Consider the following 12,848-nt stretch of genomic DNA (forward strand, 5'->3'; position numbering starts at 1 on the left):
CACGAACCGGGAGAAACGCTCTTCAGCCGTCCAGCTCAAAACGCAAAACACGAACAGCCAAACGCTCCCCAGAATCCCTGAAAATCACTGACCGGTACCGAAGACAATCGCGCCCGTTCATGGCTGTGAGCATGCACCGCACAAGCCCCGACGCATTGATGAACCTGTGCCGTCATCGGTGCCAGCGGTCTCCAATGTCCCGGCACGTTAACCACCGGCGACCATTCCGGCACCACCGGCACGGGCGGCGGTCCGAGCTTCTCGAACTCGGCGGTGCCGTAGACAATCTTGCCGTCGACAATCGTCAGCACCGACTCGATCCATTTGACCGCTTCATCCTCAATATGGAAATAGTCCGCCGACAGCGCAATCAAATCCGCCAGTTGCCCGACCTTGATCTGGCCCTTCTTACCTTGCTCGGAAGAAAACCAGGCACTGCCGTGGGTGAACAATTCCAGTGCGGTGTCGCGACTCAAACCTTGCGGATACAGCTCCAGACCACCGACGGTGCGGCCACTGACCAGCCAATACATTGAGGTCCAGGGGTTGTAGCTCGACACCCGCGTGGCATCGGTGCCGGCGCCGACAGGAACGCCCTCGGCGAGCATCCGCGCGATCGGTGGCGTGTGCTCGGCGGCCTTGGCGCCGTAGCGGTCGACAAAGTACTCGCCCTGGAAGGCCATGCGGTCCTGGATCGCAATCCCGCCACCCAAGGCTTTGACCCGCTCGATGTTCTGTGGCGTGATGGTTTCGGCATGATCGAAAAACCATGGCAAACCGTCGAACGGAATATCGCGATTGACCTTCTCGAAGACATCGAGCATGCGGCTGATGGATTCGTTATAGGTGGCGTGCAGACGGAACGGCCAGCGTTGCTCGACGAGGTGGCGAACCACCGGTTCCAGTTCCTGTTCCATGGTTTGCGGCAGGTCCGGACGGGGTTCGAGAAAGTCTTCGAAATCCGCCGCCGAAAACACCAGCATTTCCCCGGCACCGTTGTGCCGCAGGAAATCGTCGCCCTGGCCATAGTGGGAAGTGCTGGTCCAGTTCTTGAAGTCGGTCAGTTCTTCCTTGGGTTTCTGGGTGAACAGGTTGTAGGCGATGCGCACCGTCAGCTGTTGGTCCTTGGCCAGTTGCTGAATGACCTGATAGTCGTCCGGGTAATTCTGATAACCGCCGCCGGCGTCGATGGCGCTGGTGACGCCGAGGCGATTGAGTTCGCGCATGAATTGCCGGGTCGAGTTGACCTGATACTCCAGCGGCAGTTTCGGTCCCTTGGCCAGCGTCGAGTAAAGAATCATCGCATTGGGGCGGGCGATCAGCATGCCGGTCGGATCGCCATTGGCGTCGCGCTGGATTTCACCGCCTGGCGGGTTCGGCGTATCGCGGGTGTAGCCGACCACTTTCAAGGCGGCGCGGTTGAGCAGGGCGCGATCGTAGAGATGCAGCACGAACACCGGTGTGTCTGGTGCGGCCTTGTTCAGTTCATCAATCGTGGGCAGGCGTTTTTCGGCGAACTGGAACTCGTTCCAGCCACCGACGACCCGCACCCATTGCGGCGTGGGTGTACGGTCGGCCTGATCCTTGAGCATGCGCAAGGCATCGACCAGCGACGGCACGCCTTCCCAACGCAATTCGAGGTTGTAGTTCAAACCGCCACGGATCAGGTGCAGGTGCGAGTCGTTGAGACCGGGAATCACCGTGCGACCGTGGAGGTCGATGATTTGCGTGCCCGGTCCTTGCAGCGCCATGGCCTGCGCATCGCTACCGACCACCACGAAGCGTCCGTCCTTGATGGCGACGGCACTGGCCTGGGGTTTCTTGCGATCGACGGTGTGCAGGCGTCCGTTGTACAGAATGAGGTCGGCCGGGGTATCTGGCATGGTTTTACTCCCTGCGAACAGCGGGCTGATCCAGGCACCGACGGCACCTGCCGAAAGGCCTTGCAATACACGTCGGCGGTTGAAACCTTCGTGGTCCTCAGGTGGGGGCATGGCAGTGTTCTCCGCAAAAATGATCGGATTGAACAGCCGATGTCTGACGCATGCGGCCAGAAGGAATATAGACCGCAAATCTGCAGAGGGCGTTTTTCCAAAGGTGAAAAACGACGAATCCCGCCACAAGGGGCGGGATTCGTTTGCAACCAGAGAGGCTCCCGAACGCGGGAACCGCCGTCTTAGCTTGGGAACAGCTCGGACAGTTTCATGGCCAGCATCATGTCGCCTTCAGCGCGCAGCTTGCCGCCCATGAACGCCTGCATGCCGTCGGTCGAACCGTCAACGATGCCTTCCAGGGTTTCGCCGTCCATCACCAGAGTGACCTGGGCGTCCGGGTTTTCGCCTTCTTTCAGCTCGCAGGTGCTGTCCTTGATGATCAGCGAGAAGTTCTTGGTGTCGTCGATGCGGAAACCGAAGACCAGGTCCAGACCGGCAGCAGCGGCTGGGTTGAACTTGGCTTTCATTGCTTGTACGGCATCAGCTACGGAGGTCATGGTTCGATCCTTTCTTGGGTAATTAGAGCTGGGTGATTACAGCCAGGGTCACAATAGTCCGGACTCAGCGAAACGTGATGAGTTCCGGGGCTTTCAACAGCTGCAGGTGCGCATGACTGTTGAAAGAAGCCAGTGCCACCTCGCGACCACGGAATTTCAGTTGGTTGAGCGAGGTGTTGACGATTTGCCAGTTAAGTTCAAAGGCCTGCTTCGCCGGCATTTGCGTAATGAGGTGGAGCAGGGCGGTGATGGTGCCGCCGGAGGTGAACACGGCGATTTTCTGTGTGTTGTCGGCGCTTTCGAGTATCCGGTGCAGGCCGGCCTGCACCCGCTCGACAAAACCCAGCCAGCTTTCAAGGCCCGGGGTGTCATACGTGCCGGCGAGCCAGCGCTCGATGATCAGAGCGAAAATACGCTGGAATTCGGCACGGTTTTGCGCGGCGTTGCGCAGGATTTCCAGCGCTTCGGGTTCGTCGTCGAGCATGGCCGGCAGCAGCGCACGGATCACCGCATCGGCATCGAATTCATTGAAGGCAGAATCGGTTTCCACGATCGGTGCCGGCAAGCCTGCGGCAGCGAACTGTTCCAGCGCACTGCTGGCAGTATGCTGCTGGCGGCGCAGGTCGCCCGAGAGGCAGCGATCAAAGCGGATACCCAGCCCGGCGAGATGCTGGCCGAGGACTTCTGCCTGGCGAACACCGGTCGGCGACAGGACGTCATAGTCGTCTGCACCAAAGGAGGCCTGGCCATGTCGAATCAAATAGATACTGCCCACGTCCGCGTCATCCCGGTACGTTGAAGGTTTGGCGAGGTTATGAGGATGAGGGTGAGCTGTCAATGAAAAAACATACGCTTGTTTGAAATGCCCGTTACAGCCTGTTGCCAGAGGTTTCACGGCTGGCCGGCGGGCCGGCGCATGGGTATGCTGATGCTATCCCGCGCGCGTTAATGCAGCGCTTTGTATTGAAGGAGTCCCTGTGGAGTTTCTGTCCGAATATGCCAGTTTCCTGGCTAAAACCGTGACACTGGTGATCGCCATTCTGGTGGTCCTGGCCAGTTTCGCGTCGTTGCGCAGTAAAGGTCGACGCAAGTCGGCCGGCCAGTTGCAAGTCAGCAAACTCAATGATTTCTACAAAGGGCTGCGCGAGCGCCTGGAGCAGACCTTGCTCGACAAGGACCAGCTCAAGGCCTTGCGCAAGGTCGAAGCGAAAACCGAGAAAAAACAAAAGAAGAAGCCAGAGGCAAAATCCCGGGTGTTCGTGCTGGATTTCGATGGCGACATCAAGGCCTCGGCTACCGAGAGCCTGCGCCATGAAATCACCGCGCTGTTGACCCTGGCCACGCCAAAGGATGAAGTCGTGCTGCGTCTGGAGAGCGGTGGCGGCATGGTCCACAGCTACGGCCTGGCGTCTTCGCAACTGGCGCGCATTCGTGATGCCGGCGTGCCACTGACCGTGTGCATCGACAAGGTTGCGGCCAGCGGCGGCTACATGATGGCGTGCATCGGCGAGAAGATCATCAGCGCCCCGTTCGCCATCCTCGGCTCGATCGGGGTGGTGGCGCAGTTGCCAAACGTCAATCGCCTGCTGAGAAAGCATGACATCGACTTTGAGGTCCTCACCGCCGGCGAATACAAGCGGACCCTGACCGTATTTGGCGAAAACACCGAAAAGGGCCGTGAGAAATTTCAGGAAGACCTGGACGTCACCCATCAGCTGTTCAAGAACTTCGTGTCCCGCTATCGCCCGCAACTGGCCATCGACGAAGTGGCCACCGGCGAAATCTGGCTCGGCGTTGCCGCGCTCGACAAGCAGCTGGTTGACGAACTCAAGACCAGCGATGAGTACCTTGCCGAACGGGCGAAAAAATCCGAGCTTTATCACCTGCACTATGCCGAACGCAAAAGCCTGCAGGAACGCATCGGCATGGCGGCCAGCGGTTCGGTCGATCGCGTATTGCTGAACTGGTGGAGCCGGTTGACGCAGCAACGTTTCTGGTAACACATGCTAATAATGGTCTCTTTCATTGTCTCGCAGTGAAAGGGGCCGTTTTTTTTGTGGCGGTATATATGTAGCACTTTTTAAGAAAATCGCTCGATAGGCTAGCGTTCCTAGTTAATTTCGAGTGGTCACAATGTCATCTCTGCCCGCGAACCCGAACATTCCTGTATTAACTCCAGATCAACAGGGTGTTTTTTTCGATTTGATTAAAAACAATGCCCCTGGCTGGCTGTTGACTGCTTCAAGTCAGCTGCGACGTGAACGCTATGAAAGTCTGATCACCAATCCTTCAAGGAGTGAACTCGGCGACATTCTGAAGGGGTACCAGGTCTCGAAGGCCGTCAAGGTGGAGGGGCAGGCTGAACTCTCGCGCGCGGTGGCCACGGAACGCCTGAATGCCATTTTTGACAACTTCAAAAATGAGCGTCGGGCATTGCTCAGGCAACTCACTGGCGCGGCATTGACACGCCATCCCGCAGCGCCTGTCCCGAGTTCCAGCGCCCATTCGGGGGCGTCCCGATGAACGATTTCAATCACGATCCTGTCGACGGCCAGACGCCGTCGGCAATGCCAGGATGGCGTGCCGAACTGAAAGCCGGTATCGATCTCGCCTTGCCACAATCCCCGGGCCAGTTTGGCGAACGCTTGATCAAGGAAAAGTGGGGGGCGGGCATCGATCCGCAGACGGCCTTGCTGGTCACGCTCGATTACAACTACAAGGGGCATCCTGCAGAAAACGGTATCGAGCAGGGGCGGGTGGCGAGCTCCCGGTCGCTGCTGCAAACGTTGCTGTCCAACGACCAGACTGTGGGGGACGGCCGTTTCGCCGAAACCGCGTTCGGCTTGTACACGCCACCGGATATCGGACCCGCCGTACGCATCGTGGAAAATGCCGATGAGTTTGCCGATCACGGCAGCGGCAATCACCAGACGTATGAAGGTGTTTATCGCCGAACCGCACCGCAAGTCTACGGGCCGCCGACACAGATCGATCTCAGGCCAGCCGATTTCAAGAAGTGGGTCTGGGAACTGGAATTGAAGGGCTTGTACGAAGCGTATCTCGGTCAAGCCTGGCCGGCCGATGACGTCATTCTCGCGCCCAAACCTTATGCGTTGAGAACGTCGGTCAAAGCGGCGTTCGTCATGGCGGCCTGGTTGCAACTTCACGAACAGCGCCTGTCGCCAAAAGGCCTGAAGCTTGCGATGCAAGCGGCAGGTTTGCCGCCGGATCAGCCTTGGGAAACGCTGACCATCGAGCAACTGCAAGCACCGACTCTCGCTCCTTCAGCCGTCAGGGCCGGGCGGTTGAAGCTCTACCGTTACACCGCGACAGATATCTGGGCCTTCCGTGACACCGCCAGTGCCAGAGTGCTGTTGTTCATCCCCGGCAATTCTTCCCCGCTGCACGAATTCGCCGACGCGACTCAACTGCACCGATGGATTGCCGCACAAGGCCGGGTGAATGAAACGAAACAGGCTTTGGCCGCCCACTTTGCCGAGGATGATCGCGAGGACGGTACGTTTCATGCCGGTGTCCTGACGGCGCTGGATGGCATGGCGTTGTATCCGGGGAAACACTGGCTGACGAACAATGCCGGCTTTTTCAACAACGACGGCTACTGGGATCCGGACGAGTACATCGGCTACGACGATCCTGCATCCGCCACCGATGCGTTTGCCCACTGCGTGCTGACGATGAAGCAGGCCGCCCGGGCCACTGTCCAAAGCATCCGTGACGATGCCCAGGTCAATCGTGGCAATCTAAGCGCAGTCGTTGAACCGCTTGTGCAGTGGGTCAACCGGTTCGGGCCACTGGCGTTGTTCGTTCCGGGAGGCGAGGGGATACTGGCGCTGGCCGGACTTATTGACGCGGGCTACGGCATTGATCAGGTGGCCAATGGCACAACTTCACGCGATCGCTCAGAGGGCGTGACGCGCACCGTTTTTGGCTTGCTCAATGCGTTGCCGGTAGGCGCGGAGGTGGCGCTGAAAGGTGAAACGGCCATCGTCGATTCAGCAGCGGAAGAACTCAGGCCTGAGTCGGAAGTGGCCGTTGCCCCGACGCCCGATCCGGTGAGCGTGACGCCAGCGAGCCGCGTCGAGCTCATTCGCGCCATCGGCCCCTCGGTGGCGTCTTTCAGTGATGAAGTGCTGGCACAGATCGGCAAGGTCAGCGCGATTGACGACGATATGCTGCGGTTGATGCAGGCTGGTCGCTCGCCGACGCCCTTGCTGGCGGACACCATCAGTCGCTTCAGGATCGATCACGATCTCGGCCCGGTCGGGGAGGCTGCGCAATTCAGTCAGCGTTACGAAGCACTCCAGCGTTCGGAGCACGAATGGGTCCGTCTGTTCCAGCAGCAATACCCGGACCTGCCAACAGCCGCGATCGAGCAAATGCTTGACCGCTACGGCGTGGACATCCAACAGACACCCGACGTGGCCGAGGCCAGGCAGCTTTTCGCACGCCTGGACGGCAAGGCACGGGAATACCAACAACATGTGCGGCTCAATCGCGCCTATGAAGGCTTTTATCTGCGGGCGGTTGCGAATGCCGACACGGACACGCTGGCCTTGCACTCCCTGAAAAACCTGCCCGGCTGGCCGCAAGATTTGCGAATCGAGGTCCTCGATGGTTCGTCCACCGGCCGGGTTCTTGACCGTTGCGGGCCCCTTGATGCCACCCATTACCGAAGCGTCATCAAGGCAGGCAACGGTTACCTGCGGCAGGGTCGGCCAACGGATTTCTATGACGCGATCCTCGGCGTGCTGTCGGACGAGGAACGCTCGGTGTTGCATCTCACATCACGGAATCCGGCCAGCGAGTTGCGGCTAAGCCTCAGCGATTGTGCATTGTCCCGAGCCGAAACCCTGCTCGGTTTGCAAAGGCTCGATTCAGGGCTGACCTTCGAACGCCAGGGGCTGCGCGGTGGAGGCTACCCGTCGACGCCTCAGGGTGAAGCCATGGCATTGCAAGCCACCCGATTACAGATCAAGGATATTTACCCGGACTTCACCGATGCTGAGGTGGATCAGGTCATACAGCGCGAAGGCATCTCGGTGCAGGCGTATATCGATCGGCTGAATCTGCAGTTCCAACAACTCAACACCGAGTTGAATGGCTGGGTCGAGCAAACGGTGCAAGACATTGCCGACATGGACATTCCCATGCTGGCAATGGGCGATGAAGAGGCGGCGGGTATGAACCCTGCCCAAATTGCCGTGCACAATGCCCACTTCCTGCAAATGGCCTTGCACGAGGAACAGACAGTCAGGACGGAGCTCGCCGTGGAACTTGCCGCCATTTGGCAAAAGCGCGCGCCGAACCGCCGTGTCAGGCTCGATCTCGCCTTCGAGGACTATCACCGACTGCCCACCCTGAGCGTGCGGCTTGATGATGTGGTCGAATTGTCGATGCAAGGCTTCCATCTGACCGAGGAGGACAGTCTGAACGGCTTTCTCGAGAGCTTCCCGAATCTCGAGGTGTTGAATCTGGAAAACGTCGACTTGCGTCATTTCCTGGTGGACGGCCAGGAAGGGAATGCCTTGCCGCCTGCTCTGTGCCAGTTGAGAAACCTGTCCTCACTCAATCTGCGCGCCACCCAGCTGGTATTCAGTGAACGCGCCGCTTCACAACTGACTGAGCTGAAAAGCTTGCGAAGCCTCGACCTCAGCGACAACCCGTTGGGTGTACCGCCGATGGTGCTGGGTTTGAACAATCTGCGCCAACTCAACCTGCGCAATACCCGCATCAGCCATTGCCCGGTCGGGATCATGGATGAGCCATACCTGACGTCCCTGGATTTGCGCGATAACCAGATCACGCGCATCCCCCAAGCGGTGTTGAACCAGGCGATCGCCAGGGATCGGGTGCTGCTGTGGAACAACCCGTTGAGCGATGAAGACACCTTGCAGCGGCTGGTCGCGCATCGAGAACAAACGGGGATCAACCTGTGGTTGAGTGCACAGGGTCCTGACTATGCGAATCCGTTGGCCTGGTTGAACGGGATTGAACCAGGGCTGCGCGAGGCCAGGATGCAGGTCTGGCTGCAACTGGCGCTCAAGCCGGGTGGTGGGCGGTTTCTAGGGACCATGAACACGTTGACCCTCACCCCGGATTTTCGGGTCAATTACCTGGATCTTCAGGCACGGGTATGGCGGCTGTTGAGTGAAGCGGATGCTTCGGATGAATTGTGGGGCCGATTGACCCTGAATCCACTGATGCCGGCGGGCGCGTTCGATAACCCGTTTGCGGTGTTCACCACACTGGAAAACCGTGCGCAGATTTACCGGGACTGGGTGGCTTTGGGGCGACCGATTCCGATCGAGCGATAGCAGATGGGTGGAGCTGATAAAGCCCTGATCCCATTGGACCAGGGCTTTATGTGGTCAGCGGCGACGGAACAGCGGCAGCGGTTCGTCGGTGGCGGCCTGATAGGTCACCGAGAAGTCCTTGAGACCTTCCAGGGCTTCGTACGGATCTTTGTCGGCACGAATCGCAAAGGCGTCAAAACCACAGCGATGCATGTAAAACAGCTGGTCGCGCAACACATCGCCAATCGCCCGCAGTTCACCTTTGAAACCGTAACGGTCACGCAGCAGGCGGGCGTTGGAGTAGTTGCGGCCATCAGTGAAGGCCGGGAAGTTCAAGGCGATGACCTGGAAGTTCGCGACGTCTTCACCGATCTCTTCGGCTTCTTCATCGGCATCCAGCCATACACCCAGGCCGCCATCCCGGGCCTTGAGCATGCGGCTGTGCTCGCGCCACAGTTGCAACGGGACGATCAGGTCGTCGCAGTTGCTGATCTCGTCGATGTTGAAGTCCTTTGGCAACAGGTGCCAGGTTTCGTCGACGACTTCGTTGTTCTTAATGATTCGCTGCATAGACGCGTTCCTTGAAGAGGTCGATGCCAATACGCTGGTAGGTGTCGATGAAACGCTCGTCTTCGGTACGTTGTTCGATGTACACGTCGATCAGCTTTTCGATCACGTCAGGCATGGCTTCCTGGGCAAAGGACGGGCCGAGGATCTTGCCCAGGCTCGCATCGCGGCTGGCGCTGCCGCCGAGGGATACCTGGTAGAACTCTTCGCCTTTCTTGTCCACCCCGAGGATGCCGATGTGGCCGACGTGGTGGTGACCACAGGCGTTCATGCAGCCGGAGATGTTCAGGTCGAGTTCGCCGATGTCGAACAGATAATCCAGGTCGTCGAAACGGCGCTGGATCGATTCGGCGATCGGAATCGATTTGGCGTTGGCCAGCGAGCAGAAATCGCCGCCAGGGCAGCAGATGATGTCGGTCAGCAACCCGATGTTCGGCGTGGCGAAACCTTGCTCGCGCAATTCGCCCCACATGGCGAACAGTTGGGACTGTTCAACGTCGGCCAGAATGATGTTCTGCTCGTGGGAGGTGCGCAGTTGACCGAAACTGTAACGATCGGCCAGGTCGGACACGGCGTCGAGCTGCTTGTCGGTGATGTCGCCCGGCGCAACGCCGGTCGGCTTCAGGGACAGGGTCACGGCCACATAACCCGGCTTCTTGTGCGCCAGGGTATTGCGGGTACGCCAGCGAGCGAAGCCCGGGTGTTGCTTGTCGAGTTCGGCGAGTTCGGCGGTCTGGTTGTCCAGTGCCTTGTAGTCCGGGTCGACGAAGTGTTTGGCGACGCGATGCACTTCGGCTTCGGTCAGCGTGGTCTGGCCACCGCGAAGGTGTTCCATTTCGGCATCGACTTTCTGTGCGAAGACTTCAGGCGTCAGGGCCTTGACCAGAATCTTGATCCGCGCCTTGTACTTGTTGTCGCGACGGCCATAGCGGTTGTACACACGCAGGATGGCGTCGAGGTAGCTCAACAGGTCTTGCCACGGCAGGAATTCATTGATGAACGCGCCAACCACCGGGGTGCGGCCCAGGCCACCGCCGACCAGCACACGGAAGCCCAGTTCGCCCGCGGCGTTGTGTACCGGCTCAAGGCCGATGTCATGGACTTCGATGGCGGCACGGTCGGAAGTCGAACCGTTGACCGCGATCTTGAATTTACGCGGCAGGTAAGCGAATTCCGGGTGGAATGTCGTCCATTGGCGAACGATCTCGCACCATGGGCGCGGGTCGATCAGCTCATCGGCAGCGACGCCGGCGAACTGGTCGGTGGTGACGTTGCGCAGGCAGTTGCCGCTGGTCTGGATCGCGTGCATCTGCACGGTGGCCAGCTCAGCCAGGATGTCCGGGATGTCTTCCAGCGCCGGCCAGTTGAACTGCACGTTCTGGCGGGTACTGATGTGGGCATAGCCCTTGTCGTAGTCGCGGGCAATCTTCGCCATCATTCGCGTCTGGCGCGAAGTCAGCTGGCCGTAAGGCACCGCCACCCGCAACATCGGGGCGAAACGCTGGATATAAAGCCCGTTTTGCAAGCGCAGAGGGCGGAATTCTTCTTCGCTCAGCTCGCCTGCCAGATAGCGTCGGGTCTGATCACGGAACTGCTTGACGCGGTCCTCGATGATCCGCTGATCGTACTCGTCGTATACGTACATATAAGTCCTGTTCTCAGGCTTGGGCCGGTCGGATCCAGTGGCGATTTTCGCTTGCTGACATCTCCGATACTGCCTCGGCAATTCTGCGCGCACGGCCGCGCACTCCCTACGGAGCCGGGGCAAGATACCAGTTTGGAGTTATGCGCAAAAGTGATGTTTGAGTATATGCAAAGAACCAAAACGACTAACGAGAACCGTTATTGATAAACCCGTATTTGTGGTGTGGGCAATCCTCGTCTTTACTGTGGTCGAGTCTTTATGCAATCACCGATAAAACCGACAAGAGGCGATGCAATGAGCAACCCTACCAAAGCTTCAAAGCCTGACAGTACGGTCGATGCGTGGGCCATTCTGTTTCTGATCATTCTGGTCGTAGGCACCGCGGTATTCTGGGTCAGCCATCAATAACCGACCCCGTCCGGGCCCGACGCTGACGATTGTCGGACAAAAACCGGAATAAACGCCGTTTTACGGAGGTTCGCTGGCTATAATGCGCAGCGAATTTCCGGGGGCTCGGACGATCAATGCTGAAGTTTTTCTGCACCTTCCTGCTGATGCTGGGCGCGGCTTGCGGCCCTGCTGCGCGTGCAGAATCGGTGTTGTTCCTGAATCCGGGAAAGGTGGATGAAGCCTTCTGGGTCAGTTATTCGCAATTCATGCAGGCAGCCGCCACGGATCTGGGTATAGATCTGCGCATTCTCTACTCCCGGCGCATGCCGGAGCTCGCGCTGGCGCAAGCCCGTCAGGCGTTGCAAGGCCCCGATCGTCCTGACTATCTGGTGTTCGTCAACGAACAGTACGTTGCCCCGCAAATCCTGCGCCTGGCTCAGGGCAGCGGGGTGAAGCTGTTTATGGTCAACGCGTCGCTCACGGCAAATCAACTGAGCCTGTTGGGTGAGCGCCCTGATCGGCTGGGCAGCCTGGTGCCCAACGACGAGGAGGGCGGCTACCTGATGCTCAAGGAGCTGATCCGCCAGCATCCGCCCGTGGCGCCCGGTGAGGTGATCGAGTTGCTGGCGTTCTCCGGCCTGAAGATCACGCCATCGGCGCAGCTGCGCGAGCAAGGCATGATGCGCGCGTTGGCCGAGCATCCCGAGGTGCGTTTGCGGCAACTGGTGTACAGCGGCTGGACTCGGGACCGTGCGTATGAACAGGCGAAATTGCTGTTTCGGCGCTATCCGAAGGTGTCGCTGGTGTGGTCCGCCAATGACGAAATGGCGTTTGGCGCCATGCAGGCGTATTCAGAGACCGGCGGCGTACCCGGAAAGGGCGCGTTGTTCAGCGCGGTCAACACCTCTACCGCCGCGTTGAAAGCGAAAGTGGATGGACGATTGAGCGTCCTGTTGGGCGGTCATTTCACCCTGGGTGGCTGGGCTCTGGTGGAATTGCATGACCTCGATCGGGGCGTGGACATCAGCCAGTACGGCGGTCGTGATCGCCAGATTCCATTACTGCAACTGGTCGACAGGGCAACCGCCAGGCGAATGCTGGCCATGGGCGACTCGCCGGATTACGGCGTGGACTTCCGCCGCCTGTCGGCCAAGGGACGGCCGACGTCCTATCGCTATCCGTTCAGCCTGCAAACCCTGATGCGCTAAACCCCTGCCAGCAACAGCACCAGCTGCACGATGCCGTAGAGCGCCAAGGCGAACACCGTCGTGAACAGAATCCCCAGAATCACAAAATGACTGGGCTTGCCGTGGGTGAAATCCCGGGCCCGGTTCTTCCCGCTCTGCACCCCGAACGCCGCCGCCATGACACTGTGCAGCATCTGCCAGAGTGTGGGCGGCTTGTTGTCGACTGGATCGTCCATAAACCCCTCGTCACGAAT

At 59.2% G+C, this 12,848-nt stretch carries 10 protein-coding genes; 4 read left to right on the forward strand and 6 right to left on the reverse strand.

What is annotated here, in order from left to right; translation table 11 throughout:
• Positions 1–35: 35 nt before the first annotated feature.
• The 3 genes from ACM1ZW_RS22630 to ACM1ZW_RS22640 form a co-directional block, all read right to left on the reverse strand.
• Positions 36–1,883 (reverse strand): amidohydrolase, encoded by a 1,848-nt coding sequence (locus ACM1ZW_RS22630; RefSeq protein WP_416740831.1) that lies wholly within the window; start codon positions 1,881–1,883, stop codon positions 36–38.
• A gap of 293 nt (positions 1,884–2,176) precedes the next feature.
• Positions 2,177–2,491, reverse strand: a complete 315-nt coding sequence (locus ACM1ZW_RS22635; RefSeq protein ID WP_017339181.1) for an SCP2 sterol-binding domain-containing protein — start codon at positions 2,489–2,491, stop codon at positions 2,177–2,179.
• Positions 2,492–2,555: 64 nt separating this feature from the next.
• On the reverse strand, positions 2,556–3,266 hold the full coding sequence (locus ACM1ZW_RS22640; RefSeq protein WP_017339180.1) for a histidine phosphatase family protein: 711 nt from the start codon (positions 3,264–3,266) through the stop codon (positions 2,556–2,558).
• 202 nt (positions 3,267–3,468) lie between these two features.
• Here ACM1ZW_RS22640 and sohB point away from each other — a divergent pair, with 202 nt between their 5' ends.
• The 3 genes from sohB (at position 3,469) to ACM1ZW_RS22655 (ending at position 8,826) form a co-directional block, all read left to right on the forward strand.
• Positions 3,469–4,491: a protease SohB gene (gene sohB, locus ACM1ZW_RS22645; protein WP_414883614.1), complete on the forward strand. Its 1,023-nt coding sequence runs from the start codon at positions 3,469–3,471 to the stop codon at positions 4,489–4,491.
• A gap of 133 nt (positions 4,492–4,624) precedes the next feature.
• A complete protein-coding gene (locus ACM1ZW_RS22650; protein WP_414883615.1) occupies positions 4,625–5,014 on the forward strand; it encodes a hypothetical protein in 390 nt (129 codons plus the stop codon).
• On the forward strand, positions 5,011–8,826 hold the full coding sequence (locus ACM1ZW_RS22655; protein WP_416739394.1) for a dermonecrotic toxin domain-containing protein: 3,816 nt from the start codon (positions 5,011–5,013) through the stop codon (positions 8,824–8,826). Before ACM1ZW_RS22650 ends, ACM1ZW_RS22655 begins: the two co-directional genes overlap by 4 nt.
• 54 nt (positions 8,827–8,880) lie before the next feature.
• Here the strand turns inward: ACM1ZW_RS22655 and ACM1ZW_RS22660 are convergent, their stop codons facing one another.
• Together ACM1ZW_RS22660 and ACM1ZW_RS22665 are read right to left on the reverse strand one after the other, a co-directional pair.
• On the reverse strand, positions 8,881–9,375 hold the full coding sequence (locus tag ACM1ZW_RS22660) for a DUF934 domain-containing protein (protein WP_017339176.1): 495 nt from the start codon (positions 9,373–9,375) through the stop codon (positions 8,881–8,883).
• Positions 9,359–11,017 (reverse strand): nitrite/sulfite reductase, encoded by a 1,659-nt coding sequence (locus ACM1ZW_RS22665; RefSeq protein WP_416739395.1) that lies wholly within the window; start codon positions 11,015–11,017, stop codon positions 9,359–9,361. The genes ACM1ZW_RS22660 and ACM1ZW_RS22665 overlap by 17 nt, the downstream gene beginning before the upstream one ends.
• A 524-nt stretch (positions 11,018–11,541) precedes the next feature.
• Between ACM1ZW_RS22665 and ACM1ZW_RS22670 the strand changes: the two genes are divergently transcribed.
• Positions 11,542–12,615, forward strand: coding sequence for an ABC transporter substrate-binding protein (locus tag ACM1ZW_RS22670; RefSeq protein WP_414879770.1), 1,074 nt, complete (start codon positions 11,542–11,544; stop codon positions 12,613–12,615).
• On the opposite strand, the gene ACM1ZW_RS22675 is transcribed toward ACM1ZW_RS22670, so the two are convergent.
• Positions 12,612–12,830 carry a DUF2970 domain-containing protein gene (locus ACM1ZW_RS22675; protein ID WP_017339173.1) on the reverse strand — a complete coding sequence of 73 codons (219 nt, stop codon included), beginning with the start codon at positions 12,828–12,830 and terminating at the stop codon, positions 12,612–12,614. The two genes, ACM1ZW_RS22670 and ACM1ZW_RS22675, sit on opposite strands and share 4 nt — an antisense overlap.
• Positions 12,831–12,848: the final 18 nt, after the last annotated feature.

Source organism: Pseudomonas sp. NFX71, assembly GCF_048079215.1.
GTDB classification, from domain to species: domain Bacteria; phylum Pseudomonadota; class Gammaproteobacteria; order Pseudomonadales; family Pseudomonadaceae; genus Aquipseudomonas; species Aquipseudomonas fluorescens_B.